General features: G+C 38.3%; 16 protein-coding genes and 1 tRNA gene. 13 read left to right on the top strand and 4 right to left on the bottom strand.

Annotation, left to right across the window (positions count from 1 at the left end; translation table 11 throughout):
* Window positions 1-4 precede the first annotated feature (4 nt).
* The 3 genes from LVD16_RS20035 to LVD16_RS20025 all read left to right on the top strand — a co-directional run bounded on the left by LVD16_RS20035 (window position 5) and on the right by LVD16_RS20025 (window position 1,735).
* Complete coding sequence (locus LVD16_RS20035) at window positions 5-616, top strand: outer membrane beta-barrel protein (RefSeq protein ID WP_233770071.1); 612 nt, start codon at window positions 5-7, stop codon at window positions 614-616.
* Between the two features lie 142 nt (window positions 617-758).
* A complete protein-coding gene (locus LVD16_RS20030) occupies window positions 759-1,361 on the top strand; it encodes a hypothetical protein (RefSeq protein WP_233770070.1) in 603 nt (200 codons plus the stop codon).
* An 8-nt stretch (window positions 1,362-1,369) separates the two neighbouring features.
* Window positions 1,370-1,735 carry a cupin domain-containing protein gene (locus LVD16_RS20025; protein WP_233770069.1) on the top strand — a complete coding sequence of 122 codons (366 nt, stop codon included), beginning with the start codon at window positions 1,370-1,372 and terminating at the stop codon, window positions 1,733-1,735.
* On the opposite strand, the gene LVD16_RS20020 is transcribed toward LVD16_RS20025, so the two are convergent.
* Entirely contained in the window at window positions 1,732-3,081 is a 1,350-nt protein-coding gene (locus tag LVD16_RS20020) for a sensor histidine kinase (protein WP_233770068.1), read from the bottom strand. The two genes, LVD16_RS20025 and LVD16_RS20020, sit on opposite strands and share 4 nt — an antisense overlap.
* 184 nt (window positions 3,082-3,265) lie before the next feature.
* Between LVD16_RS20020 and LVD16_RS20015 the strand changes: the two genes are divergently transcribed.
* Window positions 3,266-4,417, top strand: coding sequence for a lactonase family protein (locus LVD16_RS20015; protein ID WP_233770067.1), 1,152 nt, complete (start codon window positions 3,266-3,268; stop codon window positions 4,415-4,417).
* Here LVD16_RS20015 and LVD16_RS20010 read toward each other — a convergent pair.
* On the bottom strand, window positions 4,414-5,781 hold the full coding sequence (locus LVD16_RS20010; RefSeq protein ID WP_233770066.1) for a sigma-54-dependent transcriptional regulator: 1,368 nt from the start codon (window positions 5,779-5,781) through the stop codon (window positions 4,414-4,416). The genes LVD16_RS20015 and LVD16_RS20010 overlap by 4 nt on opposite strands.
* 182 nt (window positions 5,782-5,963) lie before the next feature.
* Between LVD16_RS20010 and LVD16_RS20005 the strand changes: the two genes are divergently transcribed.
* The 4 genes from LVD16_RS20005 (at window position 5,964) to LVD16_RS19990 (ending at window position 12,379) form a co-directional block, all read left to right on the top strand.
* A complete protein-coding gene (locus LVD16_RS20005; RefSeq protein WP_233770065.1) occupies window positions 5,964-8,357 on the top strand; it encodes an ABC transporter permease in 2,394 nt (797 codons plus the stop codon).
* A gap of 24 nt (window positions 8,358-8,381) precedes the next feature.
* Window positions 8,382-10,817 (top strand): ABC transporter permease, encoded by a 2,436-nt coding sequence (locus LVD16_RS20000; protein WP_233770064.1) that lies wholly within the window; start codon window positions 8,382-8,384, stop codon window positions 10,815-10,817.
* Window positions 10,818-11,030: 213 nt separating this feature from the next.
* Entirely contained in the window at window positions 11,031-11,723 is a 693-nt protein-coding gene (locus tag LVD16_RS19995) for a hypothetical protein (protein WP_233770063.1), read from the top strand.
* 8 nt (window positions 11,724-11,731) lie between these two features.
* On the top strand, window positions 11,732-12,379 hold the full coding sequence (locus LVD16_RS19990; protein ID WP_233770062.1) for a hypothetical protein: 648 nt from the start codon (window positions 11,732-11,734) through the stop codon (window positions 12,377-12,379).
* Here the strand turns inward: LVD16_RS19990 and LVD16_RS19985 are convergent.
* Window positions 12,360-12,572 carry a hypothetical protein gene (locus LVD16_RS19985; protein WP_233770061.1) on the bottom strand — a complete coding sequence of 71 codons (213 nt, stop codon included), beginning with the start codon at window positions 12,570-12,572 and terminating at the stop codon, window positions 12,360-12,362. The two genes, LVD16_RS19990 and LVD16_RS19985, sit on opposite strands and share 20 nt — an antisense overlap.
* Before the next feature lie 6 nt (window positions 12,573-12,578).
* Between LVD16_RS19985 and LVD16_RS19980 the strand changes: the two genes are divergently transcribed.
* The 5 genes from LVD16_RS19980 to LVD16_RS19960 all read left to right on the top strand — a co-directional run bounded on the left by LVD16_RS19980 (window position 12,579) and on the right by LVD16_RS19960 (window position 19,138).
* Complete coding sequence (locus LVD16_RS19980) at window positions 12,579-14,960, top strand: ABC transporter permease (protein WP_233770060.1); 2,382 nt, start codon at window positions 12,579-12,581, stop codon at window positions 14,958-14,960.
* Window positions 14,961-14,978: 18 nt separating this feature from the next.
* Window positions 14,979-17,375 carry an ABC transporter permease gene (locus LVD16_RS19975; RefSeq protein WP_233770059.1) on the top strand — a complete coding sequence of 799 codons (2,397 nt, stop codon included), beginning with the start codon at window positions 14,979-14,981 and terminating at the stop codon, window positions 17,373-17,375.
* A gap of 242 nt (window positions 17,376-17,617) precedes the next feature.
* Entirely contained in the window at window positions 17,618-18,349 is a 732-nt protein-coding gene (locus LVD16_RS19970) for a hypothetical protein (RefSeq protein ID WP_233770058.1), read from the top strand.
* A 6-nt stretch (window positions 18,350-18,355) separates the two neighbouring features.
* A complete protein-coding gene (locus tag LVD16_RS19965; protein WP_233770057.1) occupies window positions 18,356-18,928 on the top strand; it encodes a hypothetical protein in 573 nt (190 codons plus the stop codon).
* Window positions 18,929-19,064: 136 nt separating this feature from the next.
* Window positions 19,065-19,138: transfer RNA gene (locus tag LVD16_RS19960), tRNA-Arg, on the top strand.
* Between the two features lie 399 nt (window positions 19,139-19,537).
* On the opposite strand, the gene LVD16_RS19955 is transcribed toward LVD16_RS19960, so the two are convergent.
* Window positions 19,538-19,801, bottom strand: a complete 264-nt coding sequence (locus LVD16_RS19955) for a hypothetical protein (RefSeq protein WP_233770056.1) — start codon at window positions 19,799-19,801, stop codon at window positions 19,538-19,540.
* Window positions 19,802-19,840 lie beyond the last annotated feature (39 nt).

Here is a 19,840-nt window from a genome sequence, read left to right as displayed (position 1 = left end):
AAAAATGAATTTAAAGGCGTTTATACTCATAATTATTTCAGTCCATTGCTTTAATCTAGCTAATGCTCAGACTGAAAAAGGTAGTTGGATGGTAGGAGGCAATGTCTCGGGAGCATATGACCCTGATGAATACAGGAAGGAACTGGAAGTACAGGTTAATCCCAACGTTGGCTATTTTTTTGTAGATAAGTTAATGACTGGAATCTCAATATCAGATAATTATATATATAGAGAGCTGGGTGCTAAAATTTTGGATAAGTACTTAGTGGCTGGCCCTGAAATCAGATATTATTTTGGAAATTCAAAGTTTAAATTTTTCCCTTATGTAAAGTTCCTTGCAGGAAAGGGTAAGGTGAAAATAAACACTGAAAACTATGCGCCCATAGATCCAGACGATGAAATATTGGATCCATATGATGATATCAAATATAATATCACTGATTTGAATGTGGGAGGGGGGCTTTCATACTTTTTCAAGGATAATATAGCAGTGGAGATTTTGCTTTCATATTCTAAATACAATCTTGACAAAGAGGAGACGAGCTTTGTTTATTATATAGAAGAATATAAAAGATCCAACCTTTCAATGAACATAGGGTTTCAAATCTATCTTTAAGTTAGATTGAAATAATGGTTTAAAGTTATTAGCCAGTCGTGAGACTGGCTTTTTTTATTTCCATGGATAAGCAACTAATCTTCAATAAATTTTTGATTTAGAGGTCTAGTGCTTAAGATTGATATTTTAAATGTTAATAATTATGTATAAACAGTCTTTAGTTGTGTTTCTTTTTCTTGTGGTCGGCTTTACCAATTGTCTAAAAGCTCAATCCGTTTTTGATAATAATTCCGTCACCTTTTATGGCATTGATTTTAGCCATTTTAAACTCGCCGATCCTAAGTATTTAGATCAGCCTTATCTGGTGAAAGAATGGATGCCTCAATGGGTCGAAAAAAGTACCAGAGAAAAAGAATATTATGAAAGCTCATTTAAAAAGGAGTTTCATTTCGATTTTGAATACACCTTGGGTTTAATTCCAGGTCTTGATAAGGATAATTTGGTTGTGGATTCCAAACATGTACTACCAAGAGATTCTGTTCAGGCCATTGTGCAATGTTATGATTTAAAACAAGAGGAAGGACTGGGCTTCGTAATTATTGCAGAATGTTTTAATAAGCACACCAAACATCCGTCGGCCTATTTCGTATGGTTTGATATTGATACCAGAGAGATTTTAAATGCTAACTACATGTCTAGCAAAGAGGCAGATGGTTACGGTATGGTTAATTACTGGGCTGTGGGATTGAAAGGTCTGCTGAATCAATACAGAAGCTGGTTTAAAAAGAATAGAGATAATTTTTAGGTGAACAAATGATAAACCTTAAACAGAAATTTGAAAGCATTCATGATTACTTCTCTCCCAAAGTGGTGGGAGAAATAAATGATGTTTATGTGAAATTAGCCAAAATCAAGGGTGAAGACATTCCATGGCATAATCATAAGGATGAAGATGAGATGTTCTATGTTATAGAAGGAAGCCTTCTTTTTGAAGTAGAGGGAGAGGAGAGTTTCACCATGAAGGAAGGAGATATGTATATTGTGAAGAAGGGCGTGAATCATCGTGTTTCTGCTGAGGAAGAGTGTAAGATTATGCTCATTGAAAATAAAAGTACCGCACATACTGGCGATGTTCAATCAGCCGTTACCAAATCTATTGATCAACAGCTGACTGACTAACCCTTAAAGTATAAGCTGATGCAAGTGCCTCTACCTTCTTCAGAGGCCACTTTTATATAACCTCCATGCAAATGCATAATCTGCTTAGAAAGGCTAAGGCCAATGCCTGAGCCTTGCTTTTTAGTGGAATAGAATGGCACAAATATCTGTGAAAGCTCCACTTTAGGTATGCCGCTACCATTATCAGTAACTTCGATGCAGGCTTTTCCCATTTTATATTGAGCCGTGAGATGAATCTCTGCATTTTCTATTCCTTCCAGTGCATGTTTGCTATTGGTGATCAGGTTGATCAGCACCTGCTCCATCAAATGCCTATCAAGATTGATCGTACTTACCTCACAACTAATATGTAATGCGATGTGGTTATCTTCCATCTGCTTTTTCATGAGCAGATGAATATCCTGAAATAGCTCCTGAATATGCACTTCTTCCAACCTGGGGTTAGACACCTTAGTGAGCTTCCGATAATCATCTATGAAAGAAAGCATGCCGTCACTTCTTTTTTGGATGGTGTTTAATGAAAAGCGAAGGTCGCCAATGGTTTCTTCGTCAATGTCTTCAAGCTTTTTCTGCTCTCCGTCGGAAGTGAGCATGCCTAGCATGGTTTCGGTAAGTGAGGAAATAGGTGTAGCACTATTCATGATTTCGTGGGTCAAAATCCTGATAAGTTTGTGCCATGCTTCAATCTCAGTCTGTTCTATTTCATTTTTAATATCCTGAAAAGTGATGAGCTTGTAGGTTTTATCGAGGAGCTGCATGGTGTTCACTTCTACAGATAAGGTTCTGTTATTCTCACCCTCCAAACTGATCAGCTTTCTTCCTGATATGTGCATTTGATCTATTTCTCTCACAAATTCTGGGTGCTTTTCTTTCAGTATCTTCCAGTTTTTAATGCCTGTAGCTTGCAGTAGATCTTCTGCGGTTTTATTCATCAGGGTAATGCTGGTGTCATTTTCTAAGGAGAGAATGCCAACATTGATATGACTCACCACGGTTTGGAGATAATGATACTGGCCTTCTTTCTCCATTTTGGTGTCTTTAAAGCTTAAAATGATCTCATTAAAAGCATGGTTAAGCTGCTGAAAAGAGTGTGTGGCCGGAGATCGATTAAAAGATGCACTGAAATCTTGATGTTTTATAGATAAAATAAACTTTGCCAGCTCTTTATTGGTTTGGTTGAGAAAGCGAAGTAGTTCAAATATTTGAATTATTAGCACGCAAGCGAGAATGATGTGATTGAAGAATAATCGCTTATCGCCAAAGATCTTTGCAAAGGCAACCATTACCACTAATAATAAAATCAGCCGAATAATGACTTTGAAACTGAAGGTTTTATAAAATTGCATCTAATTAATAAACTGTACCCAATAACTGTGTCTTATATAACTATTCAAATAATGGTTAGACAGTTCACCTTGTATTTTTACAAGGAAATCTAAGAGGAATAGTTATATTTAGACCGGAATTAAAATTAGTTTAACAAAAATGTTAAAACCAACCATATACTCATTAATTCTTTTGTTTTTAATTGTGAGCTGTCAGAAGCCAGCAAGTAAAGATGAAAACGAAATAGAGGAAGATAGCCTGTCAACCATGAGAAGTAAACCCGATAAAAAATTGCTTTATGTAGGTACATATACCCGAAAAGAGGGACATGTAGACGGCAAAGCAGAGGGCATTTATCTCTATGAATTAGATATGCACACAGGTAAATTAGAAAAAATATCTACCACCCGTGGCATAGTGAATCCTTCATACTTAACTATCCACAGTAGTGGAGATTATGTGTATGCAGTGAGTGAAACTGTAGGTAATGATAGTGTTCCTACAGGCTCAGTATATGCGTATAAAGTGGAGGCAGACAGTACTTTAAGGGAATTAAATCACGTGTCTTCGGAAGGTAAAGCACCTTGTTTTATTACCACAGACCCATCAGGTAAATATGTTTTAGTTGCTAACTATGTAGATGGTGTGGTGGCTTTATATACTATTGCTGGTGATGGTAGCCTGGAAAGTAAAATGCATGTACAGCATGAAGGTTCAGGTACAACTGCCCGTCAGGAATCAGCTCATGCACACAGTGTGTGGCCTATAAAAAATGGATTTGTTTATGCGGTTGATCTGGGCATCGACCAGATTATACCCTACAGACTGGATGAAGGCAAAGATAGCCTTGAAGCTAGCTCATTTGTAACGAAACTGCCAGCCGGATCAGGACCAAGGCATTTGGCATTTCATCCTACTAAAAAGATAGCTTATTCTATCAATGAGCTTAAAGGAACAGTGACCTCATTTGATATTGCAGATAATGGTGAATTAAGATCATTCCAGACCTTACCTGCCGTGGAGGACACTACAGGTGTAGATGCAGGTTCTGCCGATATTCACATTACTCCTGATGGTAGATTTCTTTATGCCAGCAACAGAGGTAAGTTTAATAATATCGCCATATTTAAGATAAACGAGGAAACTGGTGAATTAAGCCTGGTGGGTCACCAACCTACTAAAGGTGATGCACCAAGAAATTTTGTGATAGACCCAACTGGTAAATTCTTGCTAGTAGCGAATCAAAATTCTAGCAACGTGGTAACTTTTGAGATAGATAAAGAAACAGGTGAGCTGATAGATATAGGTGTGGAAACAGAAATTCCAACACCGGTATGTCTTCAGTTTATGCCTTAAATGCCATGTTTATTCATTCTTCTATAAAGTGCTGTGCGCGTTAAGCCCAGCACTTTTGCTGTTTTAGTGACATGGCCATTATTGCGCTCCAGTGTTTGAAGAATGAAATCCCTCTCCATTTCATCCAGTGTTTTATCCTCTGCCAGCAGGCTGCTGGGATGATGCGGTACCGATATAAATGATTCAATACTATCTATGCTATCAGTTTCGCTAAGGATGACCGCTCTCTCTACCGCATGTTGTAGCTCTCTAATATTCCCCGGCCAGGGATAACTTTTAAGTTTTTCCAGAGTACTGGTGGCTATTTTAATGCCCTTTTTGTGGTATTTATGGCTGAAGATTTTAAGAAAATGATCTGCGAGCAAAGAGATATCCTCCCTTCTTTCTCTTAATGACGGCACTCTTATTTCAACTGTATTGATACGATAGAGCAAATCCTGTCTAAAGGTCTGTTCTGCCACCATTTCATTAAGAGGCATATTGGTAGCGCAGATGAGTCTCACATCTAGATTTATGTCTTTATTAGAACCAACTCTCTTTACTTTTCTGCTTTGTAGTACGGTGAGTAGTTTGGCTTGAAGAGGAAGAGACAGGTTGCCAATTTCATCTAAAAAGATGGTGCCTTTTTGCGCTACCTCAAACCTGCCAGGCTTATCCTGACGAGCATCAGTAAAAGCTCCTTTTACATGGCCGAACAGCTCACTTTCAAATAAAGTCTCACTTATAGCACCTAAGTCTACATGCACAAACACTTCATCTTTTCTATTCGAGTGTTGATGTATGTTTCTGGCTACCACTTCTTTACCGGTGCCGTTTTCACCAAGGATAAGAACGTCGGCATCAGTGGCTGCTACTTTTTTAATCAGGTCTTTCACTCGTTGAAGAGCAGCAGACTCACCTGTTAAATTCTCAAATTCGCCCGATGATCGTGTGCTGGATTGCTGTGACTCTTTAAGGCGTACCACTTCTTTTCTCGATTCCCGCAGTTTCAAGGCTGACATGATGGTGGCCAGTAGTTTCTGGTTTTTCCATGGCTTAAGCACAAAATCAGTAGCTCCTTCTTTCATGGCTTTTACTGCCAGATCTACCTCGCCGTAGGCCGTGATCAGGATCACACTGGCATCATTGTCCATTTTTAGGATTTCATTGAGCCAGAAGAATCCCTCAGCACCGTCATTCATGCCTTTTTTGAAATTCATATCTAGAAGCACCACATCATAGTCCTTGCGCTCAAAATGTCCTGAAATCTTTTCAGGATTTTGTTCAATGTCTACAGATGAGAATTCCTGCTTTAAAAACATTCTTGCAGTTTCTAAAACATCAATATCGTCATCTACTATCAAAATGTTACCTTGTGCTTTCATGGCTAATGGCTTTTGTTTTATAAACTTAGTAAAGTGTATCATAAACAAACAATGAAGTGTATCAATTATGATACACTAAATTTAAATTTGATTATTAACTAATTGATAATCAATGATTTAAAATTATGGTATTTGTATTGAAAAGATAATGGTGGTCATTAACAGAATTAAACTACATCAGCATGTTTAAAAGCTATTTCAAAATCACCTTCAGAAGTCTCTTAAAAAATCGTTTATCTGCCCTGATAAACCTTGTGGGGCTCACTGTAGGTATCAGCACTTGCATCGTCATATTCTTATTTATCAGTAATGAGTTGAGCTTTGATGATTTCAACACAAAGGCAGACAGAATTTATCGTGTAGTTACAAAGGGTAAAAATTCTTCAGGGCTGGATTATGAAGGCTCTGTACCATCACCAATGGCGGAAGCTATTCGAAATGATTTGCCTGAGCTGAAGCACGTTACACAACTTTTTCAACCCACTGATTATCAGATATTATATAATGGAGATAAGTGGACTCAAAGTGATATCGCTTTTGCAGACTCTGCATTTTTTAATGTATTTGATTTTGAAATAATCGCCTCTAGTAAAGCAACTTTACTTGGCACTGCAGGTGAAGTAATTTTAACAGAATCCTTAGCAAAAGACCATTTTAATGGTGAAAATGCATTAGGCAAAGTCTTCAGATTGAATCAAACCGAAGATGTAGAAGTGGTGGGAATTATGAAGGATTTGCCGGTTAATTCTCATATCCAATTTGAAATGCTTGTGTCATTTCCTACGCTGTCAGCGGAGTTTGTAGGGTTGGATATTTTTAGTTGGGACTTTAATGGTGGCATTTATAACTATGTAGTTCTCCCTGAAAATGTATCTGAAAGCCGAATCAATGAGGGGTTAATAGCTTTAAGAGATAAGTATAAGCCTATTTCGAAAAATAATGAAACTACATATTTTTTGCAGCCTTTGAAAGACATTCACTTTAATCAGCGCTTTGTCGAGGATAATATTACTTACACTATGGACAGTACTTATATATGGGTACTAGGATCTATTGGTATTTTTATCTTGGTTATTGCCTGTGTCAATTTTATTAATCTTTCTACGGCGCTGGCCATTAAGCGAGCTAAGGAAGTAGGGATGAGAAAAGTGCTTGGTGCCAATAAAAGTCAGCTTTCCCTACAGTATTTATCAGAGGCATTTTTAATTACTCTTACCAGCGCCCTGTTGTCTTTGGGTATTGTAGAGAGAACTTTGCCATTTATAAATCATTATATGGATATTTCTCTGAGTATCAGTGCTGTTACACAGTTTGAGTTTATAGTGTTTTATATAGGGTTAGTACTAGTAGTAACATTGTTATCTGGCCTGTACCCATCAATGATATTGGCCTCATATCAGCCAGCTAAAGCATTAAAAACCAAAATCACTGATGTGAATAGCACCTCTTTGTTCTTAAGAAAAGGCCTGGTGGGATTCCAGTTTGTGGTTTCTCAAGTGCTGATTATCGCTACCCTGGTCATTGCCAGTCAGATGGATTATTTCCATAGCAAGCCATTGGGTTTTAAGAAAGATCAGATAGTAACACTTTCATTGCCAGTTAGAGATGAAGGAAAGCTGGAGACATTCAAAAGTGAATTGCTTAAAGATAATATGATTAGCAGTGTGTCATTTGCTCTTGGAGCACCCACTTCTAACAACGGTTTGAGTTCTAACTTTCAGGCAGAGGGTGATGATTCAAATATGAATGCTCAGATAAAAGCAGTGGATATAGATTACAAAGATACTTACGGTTTGGATCTAGTGGCCGGAAATTGGTTTACCCATATTCAAAAAGGCAAGGAAGGGTATGAGCTGATAGTAAATGAAAGTATGACCAGGAAAATAGGCTTCACTAGTCCTGAAGAGGCCATCGGAAAGAAAATCCAGTTTGGAATAAATGGCATCAATGCTCCCGTAGTGGGGGTAGTAAAGGACTTTCATATGGCTTCCCTAGAAGCAGGAATAGAGCCGTTAATTATGTGTCAGTTTCCTCCATTTTACTTTGAGGGAGGGATTAGGATTAGCGGAGATAATTTACCTGCTGCTATGGCACACATTGAGAAAAGCTGGGAGGTAGTATTCCCAGAGTATGTGTATGACTATGAATTTTTAGATGATATGCTCAGTAAAAACTATGAGTCAGAACAAACTATTTATAATCTCTTTAAAATTCTTTCAGGTATAGCTATAGCCATCGGGTGTTTAGGATTAATTGGCTTGGTGTCCTTTTTAGTGAACCAGAAGTCTAAAGAGGTCGGGGTGAGAAAAGTATTGGGTGCTTCTGTTTCAAGCATATTCTTACTGTTCGGTAAAGGGTATATCATCTTGTTGTTAATAGCTTTTCTCATTGCTGCACCTATAAGTTGGTGGGCTATGAATAGCTGGCTTTCATCCTTTGCTTATAAAATTGAATTATCACCGCTATATTTTGTGGCCGGCATTTTAATAAATGGTGTAATAGCCATTCTCACCGTAGGTTTTCAGTCCATAAAAGCGGCTGTGGCTAACCCTGTAGTAGCGCTAAAAGACGAATAAGGTCCCAACTAAACTCTATCAACAATGATTAAGAATTATTTCAAAATAGCCATAAGAAACTTTTTAAGACATAAGTTTTACGCTGGTCTGAATATACTGGGGTTATCCGTGGGTGTGGCGGTGTCTTTGCTTATCAGCATTTACCTGCTGCATGAGTTGAGTTATGATAACTTCCATCCTAATGGGAATGAGATATATAGGGTAAATCAAACTAACATCTGGGATCCTGAAGGCGGCTGGATGAGTCGTACTCCACCTCCCGTGGCTGATGCCATGTTATCTGAATTTCCTGAAGTAGAGGCTGCTGTACGAATCAATACACCCACAGCAACCATAGTTAATGTTGAGCAGGGAGGCACTTACAGTTCATTTAGAGAAGATAATATATTGGCTGCCGATTCTAATTTCTTTGATTTCTTCGGTTTTCAGCTATTAGAGGGTAGTCGTGATAAGGCATTGAGTCAGGTCAATTCTGTAGTGCTATCCAAAGAAGCAGCGCAAAGGTATTTTGGTGAGCAGTCAGCAGTAGGTAAAACCATTCTGCTAGGCGATGAGAAGATGCCGGTGGAAGTAACAGGTGTTACAGAGAAGCAACCTACAAATGCCCATTTTCATTTCGACTTACTCTTGTCAATGCCTACTAACCCTGCCGTGAAAAGATTTGAGTGGAGCTGGATTTGGACACAGATGCATACTTATGTTAGAATCAAAAATAATGTTCCAAAGGTAGAGGAAGGAATGCATGGCCTGGCTCATAAATATGCTATGGATGCCTTTAATAGACTAGGTATTTCAATGGCTGATTTTGAAAGCCAAAAAGGGAAGTTAGATTTCGTATTGCAGCCGGTAGAAGATATCCATTTAAACTCATCAGTAGGTGGTAATATAGAGCCGGTAAGTGACGTCACTTATGTATATATCTTTGGTACAGTTGCCATTTTCATTATGTTTTTAGCGGGAATCAATTTCGTAAACCTTACTACCGCTCGTGCCGCAAATCGAGCCAAAGAAATTGGCGTGAAAAAGGTGTTAGGATCAGGTAAAGCCCACCTGGTAAGGCAGTTTCTATTGGAATCAGTGATGTTAAGTACAATTGCCACCATCATCGGTTTAGGTCTGGCTGAGCTATTAAGATTTTCAGTGGTAGACTATCTGGGAATCAATATGAGCACCAGCATATTTACAGATCCACGGATTTTAACCATGGTGATGCTGCTTCCTCTTGTACTTGGCTTATTGGCAGGTCTGTACCCGGCATTTTACCTTACTTCTTTTCAGCCAGCCAGAGTATTAAAAGGAAGCGTGGCCAGTGGAGCTAAGAGTTCATTGTTGCGTAATATATTGGTTATCTGTCAGTTTAGTATTGCTATAATTCTGGTGGCTAGTACGGCTGTAATCTATAAGCAATTAAAATATTGTGAGGATACTGATTTAGGCTTGAATAAAGACCATATAATAGTAGTAAAAGAGGTGGACAAGCTACACGATCAAATGAACGCTTTTAAGCAGGAAATGAGAAAAGTAGCCGGAATAAAGGAGGTTTCTATTGGCAGTGTAATGGGCGGGAATAGTTCCTATGCGCTTGAAGATCTTTTCTATAAAGAGGGGGAGCCAGATAAAAAGATGTCTTTAGCTACTGTAAAGGGCGATGAAGATTATATGCCACTCTTTGATATGAAACTGTTAGCCGGTAGAAATTTCGTAAAATCTAACCCATCAGATAAGTCAGGAATCGTTATCAATGAGAAGGCTATGAAGGCTTTTGGCTGGAATCTTGAGAATGTTCTTGGACAAAAAGTGGAGTATTTTGAATCCGTGGAGTTTCATGTGATAGGTGTAGTGTCTGATTTTAATATGGCCTCGGTGAAATTTCAAATTGCACCATTAGCCATATTCCATAATGATGCAAATCTATTTAATGACAATAGACTAATGGCCCTGAAATATGATCCTAAAAGTCTACCGCAGGTGATTGCTTCGTTGGAAAATAACTGGAACATGCTTTCTGAATCAGTGCCATTGGATTATGTATACCTGGATGAAAGCATCTCAGAACAATATCAAAGTGAGCAGAAACTGGGCTTACTGTTCAGTGTATTTGCAGTGTTAGCCCTATTAATTGCTTGTCTTGGATTATTTGGATTAGCATCGTTTATGGCTGCCCAAAGAAACAAAGAAATAGGGGTGAGGAAAGTACTGGGTGCATCCATTGCACAGATAGTAATTCTGCTAAATAGCAATTTCTCCAAGCTTATACTAATATCACTTTTCATCTCTATCCCTTTAGTGTGGTGGCTCATGAGTAAATGGTTGGAGCAGTTTGTAATGAGAATCGAAATTGGCTGGGAGGTGTTTGCCATTGCCGGTCTATCAGCTCTCTCCATAGCATGGCTTACGGTGAGTTATCAATCTATCAAAGCAGCTGTGGTAGACCCTGTGAAGAGTTTGAAGGAAGAGTGATGTAGAACTGCATTGAATTCATTTGAATTATAGACAAGTTTTTAAAGGGGCGTCAATTGACGCCCCTTTTTTGTTGGGTTAGCTCTAAGAGTCAATTATTGGAAAACACCTGTTTATTTTTTAAATCCAAAATATAAAATAAGTGTTTTTAATTTAATAACTTTTCTACTATCATTGCAGACTTATAAAAAATCTATAGAAATTTTAACTATTATGATGAGAAAAATGATTTTATTCCTTGTCTTGGTCATCTTCGCATGGTCATGTAAAGAGGATGAAGAGTTTGATGTTACTGTTAGGGATAGTGGTAATTTGAGAGTACACTTTGCTGATAAGGATGGAACTCCAGTAACAGATGGAGTAGTGAAGCTTTATCCAGCTGATCTGGAGAACGATTTCGACGATGTGCCATTGCTTGATGTCCAATCTATTAATGAGGAAGGGCTAGTTGACTTTGGCGAATTGAAGTCTGGCTCATATTATGCCATGTGGGAGCTTACTTCAGGTAATTTGAAATACAAGACTTATGATCATCTGATGGCGGTTCAGGTTGTCGCTGGTGTGGATAGGGATTTGGATGTTAACATTAACAGTAGACTCTATAATGGGACTTTAAATTTAACAGTGCGTTCAGATGATTTTATTGCAGACATCATTGCAGATGCTAAAATCTTAGTAGTTCAGAGAGTGAATGGTTCTACCACTAAGGACTTCTCAGAGCTTTTAGAGCGTGGAATTAAGGGTGTAAGCGATGTTGATGGTAAACTATTGGTGGAAAATCTGCCAGGGGGTTATTCATATGATATTTACTATTATAACGATAATGGTGATTCTGAATACTTAAATTCTTATTTCCTTTATCCTGATTATATCACTTATAAAACTGTTTACGTAGACTCAATTTAAAATTAGCAATGAGAAAATTATATATAATAATACTGTTAGCTATATCTATCATAGCTTGTAATGATGATTCCAAGGACATTAAAGTTAATCTCAGAGATAGTGGAACATTAGCTATCACATTAAACCACCAAGGTGCAGCAGTGTCAGATGTACGTTTCAAACTATATCCAATGCTGGGTGAAGATGCAGTTTTGGATGAAGCTGTATCTGATGAAAACGGTATGGTGGACTTTGGTTTATTAAACTCGGGTTCATACCTTATTGAAGCAGAAACCACTCAAGGTGGTTTAAAGTATAGAATCTCTCAAGTTTTGCAGGTTCTCTCTGGTAGTGATAAGAATGTTACTCTTGATACAGAAGATTATATGGGTACTTTAAATGTAACTACTTATAGCGGCTCAGATATTGAAGGCAATGTCAAATTGTTGTTCCTTCAGCGAACAGAGGAAAATAATAATTTAGATAATTTTTCTGAAAAGTTAGAAGCTGGGGTTAAGGCAACAACAGACGAAGATGGTAGAGCTTCTGTGACTATGCCATCTGAAATCTATTTTGATATTTATTTCTATACGTCTTCTGAGGATGGAAACTATTATTATTACTATCAAGTTGACAGGGCAGACGATAAAAATATTTCTATTGATATTGATGACTGATAATATCAGACTCTTTATTAAAAAGGCTACCATCTTGGTAGCCTTTTTTTGTATCAATATCGATACAGTTGAATGTAACGAAAATAATACGGTTATAGCTTGAATGTTGCTTAAAATGGCATTTATAAGCTATTTTTTCTTGTGGCACCAGCTTTGAAATGTTTTTAGGTATATTGAATTCTACCAGATCCATTTCCTTATGCTCAATAATATTCTCAAAACTGCTCTCAGAACGCTGCTGAGAAATAAGAGTCATGCTCTTATTAATATCGTAGGGCTGGCAATAGGCATTAGTGCTTCCCTCATGATTTTCATGATTACCTCATTTCACCTGAGTTATGATAACTTTCATAAGGATTCGGATCGCATCTATCGATTGGTTACTGAGGAGCGCATTGGTGATGAAATGGACAAGGACAGCGGCATTCCTTTTCCATTGAGGCTCACTTTTAAGGAGGATTTTCCCGAGATCGAATTGATGTCTATGGTGGATAACAATCAGGTTTCTGGTCTCATTAACGTTATGCAGGATGGACAAAAGATAAAATATAAGGAAGATCCTGTAAAGCAGGCATTCGTTTATCCTGACTATTTTGAAATCTTTGATTACACATTCCTTTATGGCGAACCGTCAAAAGTGGTGATTGGTAAAAACTCTGTGGTATTATCTAGAAGTATGGCCAATAAGTACTTCGGTGATTACACGCAGGCAATGGGTAAGGTTCTAAATATAGAGAACTATTTTGATGTTACCGTTACAGGTATAATTCAGGATCCGCCCATGAATTCTGATCTGCCTTTTGAGATGTTCATTTCTTTTGATGTAGGGGCAGACTTTAGAATATGGGAGGGAAACTGGACTGCCACTTCGTCTAGTACACAATGCTTTCTTAAATTAAAGCCTAACGTTGATGCAGCAGCTTTTTCAAATAAAATATCTGACTACATTGCTAAGCATGTCAAGGATGATCCCAAAGAGATAACTCTGGATATTCAGGCTTTGAATGACGTTCATTATAATCAAGACTACTATAACTTCACTGGTCTTGGTACCTCCAAAAAAAGTATCTATACCTTATTATCTGTAGGGTGCTTACTGTTGATAGCCGCGTGTATTAATTTCGTTAATCTAAATACGGCCATAGCTGTAAAGCGTAGCAAAGAGGTGGGAGTACGTAAAGTTTTAGGTGGGAGTAGAGGCTCTCTTTTTATTCAATTTATTTTTGAAACATTTTTCATTACCCTCACTGCCATGATTATAGCTTTGGGAGTGATAGAGTTGCTGTCTTTTAAGATCAATGAGATAATAGGTTATGAGATTCCAGAGTTGGTTTTTTCATGGCAGTTGATTTTAACGCTGTTCATATTTTTAATGCTTATTACCTTAACAGCAGGCGTATATCCGTCACTGGTGCTCTCAAAATTTACACCAATAAAGGCGTTGAAAAATTCCTTAGTGGGTCACACAGGAAGTGTTGTTTTTAGGCAATCGCTAATCGTTGTGCAATTATGCATAACTCAAGCGTTGATCATGGCTGTGGTGGTAATTACTAGTCAGGTCAGGCATTTCATTTCTACTCCCATTGGTATTGATTCAGAGGCCCTAGTTGAATTTAGTATACCCAACTCTGATCTGATGAGATATAGTGAGTTTAAAGCTAAGTTGAGTCAATTGACTGGTGTTCAGAATATTACCTTCTCAAATACAGGAGCAGCATCAGAGAATACCTGGGGTGGTGTTGCCGTTATGGACGCTGAAAATCATGATGTGCAAATAAAATCTATAGATGATGATTATTTGCAGACGTATGATATTGAACTAATAGCAGGGCATAATCTATCTGTCCAAGATTCTGTTCGTAAGTATTTAGTTTCAAAAAGCTTAGCAAAGTCTTTTGGGTTCGATGATCCTCGTGATTTCTTGGGGAAAGAAATAGAAGTATGGGGAGCTAAAGGCCCTGTGGTTGGGGTAGTTGAAGATTTTAGTGCTATGCCGCTTCAATATGATCAGAAGCCATTGGCCATGTGGAGTCAAAAGCAGCATTTTAATTTAGGTACTGCAAAGGTCAATTCCTCCCAGATGGATGAAACCATGGCTTCAGTAAAAAGCTTATGGGAGGAACAATTCCCTGAGTACATATTCTCATATAAATTCCTTGACGATAAGATTGCAAACTTCTACAAAGCAGAAAGACAGACGGCCAATACTTTTATGCTATTCACCTTTGTGGCTCTTTTCACAGGTGTTATTGGGTTGCTGGGTCTTATGTCTTACATGGTGAACACGCGCTTAAAGGAAATAGGAATAAGAAAAGTATTGGGTGCAAAAGCTGTTCAAATCGTAACATTGCTCTCCAGAAATTTCATAGTGATGGTATTGATCTCATTTGCTATTGCCGCGCCGATTTCCTATTTCTTTCTAGATAATTGGCTCAGTGATTATAGTGTTAGAATCAGTATAGGTGTGCAATATTTTGTGATTACTCTGGTTGTTTGCCTGGTGATCACACAGGTCACTATTCTATTTAATGCAGTAAAAGCTGCTCTTTATAATCCAGTTGAAATACTCAAAAACGAATAACAACATATATTTATTAACATGGTCAGAAACTATTTAAAAACGGCTATTCGTAACCTGTTTAGGAATAAGCTCTATACTATCGTCAACGTGCTGGGGCTCTCTTTAGGCATCACCTGCTGCCTGGTTCTACTCATGTTGGCAGATTATTCAAATACCTATGATGATTTCCAGGAAAATAAAGATAGAATCTATCGCATAGTCAACAGGTCTGAAGGGGCAGGGGGTGAGATGGACTATACTCCAGGCGTGCCAGGTCCACTGCCTGATGCCATTAGAGAAGATTTTCAAGAATTCGAGAAAGTGGTATTCGTTAGAAGTAATTATGGCGTAGACCTGTTTAAGGTTCATCCGGATGAGTCCAATGCGGTTAGTTTCGAATTGAGAGACGAGAGGGTCGCTTATACCGAACCCGAGTATTTTGATTTGTTCACGGTGGACTGGAAAAAAGGTGATGTGAAGAGTGCCCTGAGTAAACCTAACAGCGTAGTGCTTGCTGAATCAGCTGCTTCTAAGCTATTCCCTGATGAAGAGGCACTGGGGCAGACTGTAGTCTATAAAAAAGAAATACCACTGACGATCACCGGTATTATGGCAGACCCACCTGCTCATAGCGATATGCCTTTTGATATATTTATTTCACTCATCACTATTAAAAAAGACGTTTTAGCAGATGGTTGGGGCAGTGTTTCTAGTGATGACCAGTGCTATGTTCTTCTGGGTGAAAAGGATAATCCTGATAAATATCGGTCAAGGCTGGATCAGTTCGCTATCAAATATTATGGAGATGATGAAAATAATACGGAAAGACATGATTTGCAGCCAATGTCAGATATTCATTTTGATGATAGATACAGTAATTATAACTACTCTACTACCAGTAAGAATGAGATATTGGTAATGGTTATTATCGCTGTTTTCTTACTCCTTACTGCCTGCGTTAACTTTATTAATCTATCCACAGCAGTGGCGGTGAAGCGATCTAGAGAAGTAGGAGTGAGGAAGGTTTTGGGAGGAACCCGAACGCAGCTGGTTTTACAGTTCTTGGGCGAGTCCTTAGCCTTAGTAATAGTTGCAGTGATTGTAGCACTAGGCCTTACAGAGTTAATGGTATTGTATGTAAATCCCTTCATGCAAGTACAGCTTGACGTTCCATGGGGTGAGCCCATTTTTATAGCTGAAATGTTGACTGCTTCTGTACTTATTACGGTGCTGGCTGGATTTTACCCAGCGCTGGTTCTGTCTAATTTCAGACCAGCCCTTGCACTTAAAAATATGATAACAAGCAAGCACAGTGGAGCATTCTCGTTACGTAAAGGTCTGGTAGTTTTTCAATTCTTTGTTTCTCAAGTTTTTATTGTGGGTACCATAGTGGTCGTGAGTCAGATGGAGCTTTTGAGTAGCACGGACTTAGGTTTTAGTACAGAGGCACTCGTTAATATCAGAATACCGGAAAGAGACATTTCAAAAAAGAAAACGCTGAAGGCAGAGGTGGCAAAATTGGCTAATATTCAAGCTGTTAGCCTAATCTATACTAATCCCAGCTCAAGTTCGATTTCCGTAAGCGACTTTACCATTGGAGATGATCCGGAAGAATATTACTCGTCCATGAAATATGGAGACGAAGATTATCTGGATACTTATCAGCTAAAATTGATCGCAGGCAGAAACTTGAATCCATCAGACACAGTGAGTGAAGTTTTGGTAACGAAAAAGCTTTTGGAATATGTAGGTTATAAAGACCGAGCTGAAGAGTTTTTGGGTAAGATGATGAAGGTTCACGGTGTCCATGTGCCAGTAGTTGGTGTAATTGACGATTTCAACTCCACTTCATTGCATGATGGTGTTACTCCCGTGGTTCTTCACAGCTCTATGAATAGTTACAGGCAGCTTACTGTAAAGGTGAATGTTGCTAATTTCCAGCAGGTTAATCCGGAGATTGAACGAATCTGGAAGGGACTTTATCCTGAATACGATTATTCTAGCAGTTTCTTAGATGAATATATTGCTCAGTTTTATGAAGGAGAACGTAAGATGGCGAAGATCTTCAGTTTCTTTTCATCCATAGCTATCATTATAAGTTGTATGGGCTTGTTTGCCTTAGCCTCGTTTATGGTGAATCAGAAAGTAAAGGAAATAGGAGTAAGGAAGGTTTTGGGAGCCTCAGTGTTTAATATTATTGGCATGTTCTCCTGGTCTTTCTTCAAACTAATCCTATTGGCCTTTTTGATGTCCGTGCCTGTATCATGGTATGTGATGGATTCATGGCTGGAAAACTTTCAATATCAGGTCGATTTAGGTCCAATGCTATTTGTGGGAGCACTCATACTCACGCTTCTTATCGCCATCGTAACTGTGGGGTACAAATCATTGCGTGCAGCCATGGCAAATCCTGTCATAAGCTTAAAGGATGAATGATCAGTAAAAGATCGTGATGCAGCCGTAGTGCTGCTCAGGGTATGCCCTTAGACTTTTGGTTTAAGGGCATAATTTTTTATAAGCTGTTCCATTTGGTGGAATGAAAAATGCCCCTCCATTACGGAATCAAGAATGGCATAGTGCCAATTTGCTGGATTTTCCGATTTTTTTTATTCAGGGTCTGCCCTCAGAAAATGCCGCCCCTATATCGCCACCTTTGTAAAGGTTAAAACAAGGAAAATATGGCTGGTAGAAGGTTTATGAAAGGTGTTTGCGCTCTAGGTATTTTTTTTGGTTTGGTGCTTTCTGCCCAAGCTCAGCAAGATATCTATTGGGATGTAAAAGAAGATATAGGTACGCAGTCATTACTGAAGTATAAGGGCATAGGCTTTTCGTTCGGTGTGCGATCTTTAGACATAACGAGCAACATTAAGGAACTACATAATTATGATGCCTTTGAAGAAGGAGGCGACATCTCATTCATGTTTGGTAATGATTTTGACCAAATAACCGTTAGTATGCTGGGCCTCTATTATTCTAATGCTCAGACCTCCCGAACCGTCAATTTGAATTCATTTGGCGTTACTAACAACCTATATTTTTTGAGGGCTTTTGGTGTAAAGCCAACGGGCTTCTCGCCTTATGTGTCTACAGGTATTGCTTTAAGATACTATAGGTTTTATGGCCATTATATAGATGAGAGTCAGCGCAGTACTAGAAAGCAGGCCAAAGGCCAGGAGCCGTATCTGGGGGCTGTAAAGGTCACAGACTTGTCTTTGGGACTGGGCATGGAATTTCAATTACAGTCAGAGCTTGAATTTATCCACTTTTACGTGGAGGGCGACAGCAATTTAGGGCTGATGGCCACTACTCGTGATGAGGCTTTTAAAGGAACTAACATCAGAAATCTGTATTCCATAAGAGTTGGTGTCCGCTTCGGTAGAAAAAAATCAAATTTTAAAATTTTAAGATAAGAATATATGAGAGGTCTATTTTATAGTGCTTTAATGGTATTAGTTTTCGGTGCATGTGAAGTTGAACTGGATAATCCCGTATCAAGTCAGGGGGATTCGATTTTTAAAATAAAGGAGGGCACTCATAGTTCTAACAGATTGCCTGAATCATTTGAAGGGAATGAACTTTCTTTCACGGCCACTTTTGATAGTTCTGCTGTGTATCAGACGATACAGTCATCCAATCAGGCAGACATTAATAAATTGATGGGCTTTTCAGATTGTGCTAGTCATCATCATGAAAACAGCGCCAGGTTTGGATGGAGATGGTATAATGATCAATTAGAAATTCTTGCTTATTGCTATATCAATGGTCAAAGAAGCTACGAATATATCACCAGCGTAAATTTAAATTCAACTCATGAATATAAGCTGGTAAGTGTAGATGATAAATATGTGTTTACTGTAGATAATGCTAATGAAATTGTGATTCCAAAAGTATATGTATGTGAATCAGGATCTAATTACATGTTGTTTCCTTACTTCGGGGGAGATGAAGTTGCTCCCCACGATATTACAGTCAGAATAGACAAGGATTAATTTTTTGAAATAATTTTAAAAATTAGCGCGGTATAGTTTGCATTTTTTAATTTGAATATTACCTTTGCACCACCTTAAACGATAAGGGGCTGACAAGGGGAAGTAACCCAGTTAAAAATCCTTGTTAGATTGTGATGGTTCCGTAGCTCAACTGGATAGAGCAACTGCCTTCTAAGCAGTAGGTTCGGGGTTCGAGTCCCTGCGGGATCACTTGATAATGAGCCACTTACAACATTTTAGTTGTAAGTGGCTTTTTTATTTTATTAATATTTTACCTTCTATTTTTTTGCTGATAATTTTTATGGCGCTCCTTGTTCCGCGTATGTCATCAGCCGCTAGCTCACTGTTTTCAACGCGTGCATACTACTGCAGGTTAACCTATTAACTCAACCTGCAACAAGCCCTTTTTACCACAAAAATCCATTGACTTTCCTGATATTGAAAGTATGAGTGTTTTTCTAATAATTAAATAACAAGAAAGGTGAATCGGACGCGTTACCGCTGCGCTCAAACGCGCCCGAACGGGTGTTTGGAATTAAGGATTTCTTCCCTGTACTTAAAGAGGTTTAGGAAGGATTGTAAATTCTGAATCATATAATAAAACTCCCCTCACTCACTCCACCTGCTATTCATCCAATCGTCAAATTCTTGTTTTTCTTGTTGTTTTAGTTGTTCATCAAGGCGCTCTTTATCTTCCATGATCTTTTGATCGGTCTTTCCAACTATAAAGAGAATAAGGAATGCGAATAGTGGACTGAATACCAAAGCGAATATGGCGTATGGCATAGCGGGTCTGCCATAAGAGCTCTTGGCTATATAACCACAGAAAAAAGCTAGAACGATCCATGCTAGGCCAAAATATGTAATATCCATTCAATAAAATATTGATGCAATTAATATAGATTATTTGTG

The sequence above is a fragment of the Fulvivirga ligni genome (assembly GCF_021389935.1).
Classification (GTDB): domain Bacteria; phylum Bacteroidota; class Bacteroidia; order Cytophagales; family Cyclobacteriaceae; genus Fulvivirga; species Fulvivirga ligni.
The sequence above is the reverse complement of the archived record's forward strand: the minus strand, read 5'-3'. Positions and strand labels throughout refer to the sequence as shown.

What these genes read in the sequence shown, in the direction of transcription:
- LVD16_RS20035 (WP_233770071.1), top strand. Translation starts at nt 5, where the DNA reads ATGAATTTAAAGGCGTTTATACTCATAATTATTTCAGTCCATTGCTTT.
- LVD16_RS20030 (WP_233770070.1), top strand. Translation starts at nt 759, where the DNA reads ATGTATAAACAGTCTTTAGTTGTGTTTCTTTTTCTTGTGGTCGGCTTT.
- LVD16_RS20025 (WP_233770069.1), top strand. Translation starts at nt 1,370, where the DNA reads ATGATAAACCTTAAACAGAAATTTGAAAGCATTCATGATTACTTCTCT.
- LVD16_RS20020 (WP_233770068.1), bottom strand. Translation starts at nt 3,081, where the DNA reads ATGCAATTTTATAAAACCTTCAGTTTCAAAGTCATTATTCGGCTGATT.
- LVD16_RS20010 (WP_233770066.1), bottom strand. Translation starts at nt 5,781, where the DNA reads ATGAAAGCACAAGGTAACATTTTGATAGTAGATGACGATATTGATGTT.
- LVD16_RS20005 (WP_233770065.1), top strand. Translation starts at nt 5,964, where the DNA reads ATGTTTAAAAGCTATTTCAAAATCACCTTCAGAAGTCTCTTAAAAAAT.
- LVD16_RS20000 (WP_233770064.1), top strand. Translation starts at nt 8,382, where the DNA reads ATGATTAAGAATTATTTCAAAATAGCCATAAGAAACTTTTTAAGACAT.
- LVD16_RS19995 (WP_233770063.1), top strand. Translation starts at nt 11,031, where the DNA reads ATGATGAGAAAAATGATTTTATTCCTTGTCTTGGTCATCTTCGCATGG.
- LVD16_RS19990 (WP_233770062.1), top strand. Translation starts at nt 11,732, where the DNA reads ATGAGAAAATTATATATAATAATACTGTTAGCTATATCTATCATAGCT.
- LVD16_RS19985 (WP_233770061.1), bottom strand. Translation starts at nt 12,572, where the DNA reads ATGGATCTGGTAGAATTCAATATACCTAAAAACATTTCAAAGCTGGTG.
- LVD16_RS19980 (WP_233770060.1), top strand. Translation starts at nt 12,579, where the DNA reads ATGCTCAATAATATTCTCAAAACTGCTCTCAGAACGCTGCTGAGAAAT.
- LVD16_RS19975 (WP_233770059.1), top strand. Translation starts at nt 14,979, where the DNA reads ATGGTCAGAAACTATTTAAAAACGGCTATTCGTAACCTGTTTAGGAAT.
- LVD16_RS19970 (WP_233770058.1), top strand. Translation starts at nt 17,618, where the DNA reads ATGGCTGGTAGAAGGTTTATGAAAGGTGTTTGCGCTCTAGGTATTTTT.
- LVD16_RS19965 (WP_233770057.1), top strand. Translation starts at nt 18,356, where the DNA reads ATGAGAGGTCTATTTTATAGTGCTTTAATGGTATTAGTTTTCGGTGCA.
- LVD16_RS19955 (WP_233770056.1), bottom strand. Translation starts at nt 19,801, where the DNA reads ATGGATATTACATATTTTGGCCTAGCATGGATCGTTCTAGCTTTTTTC.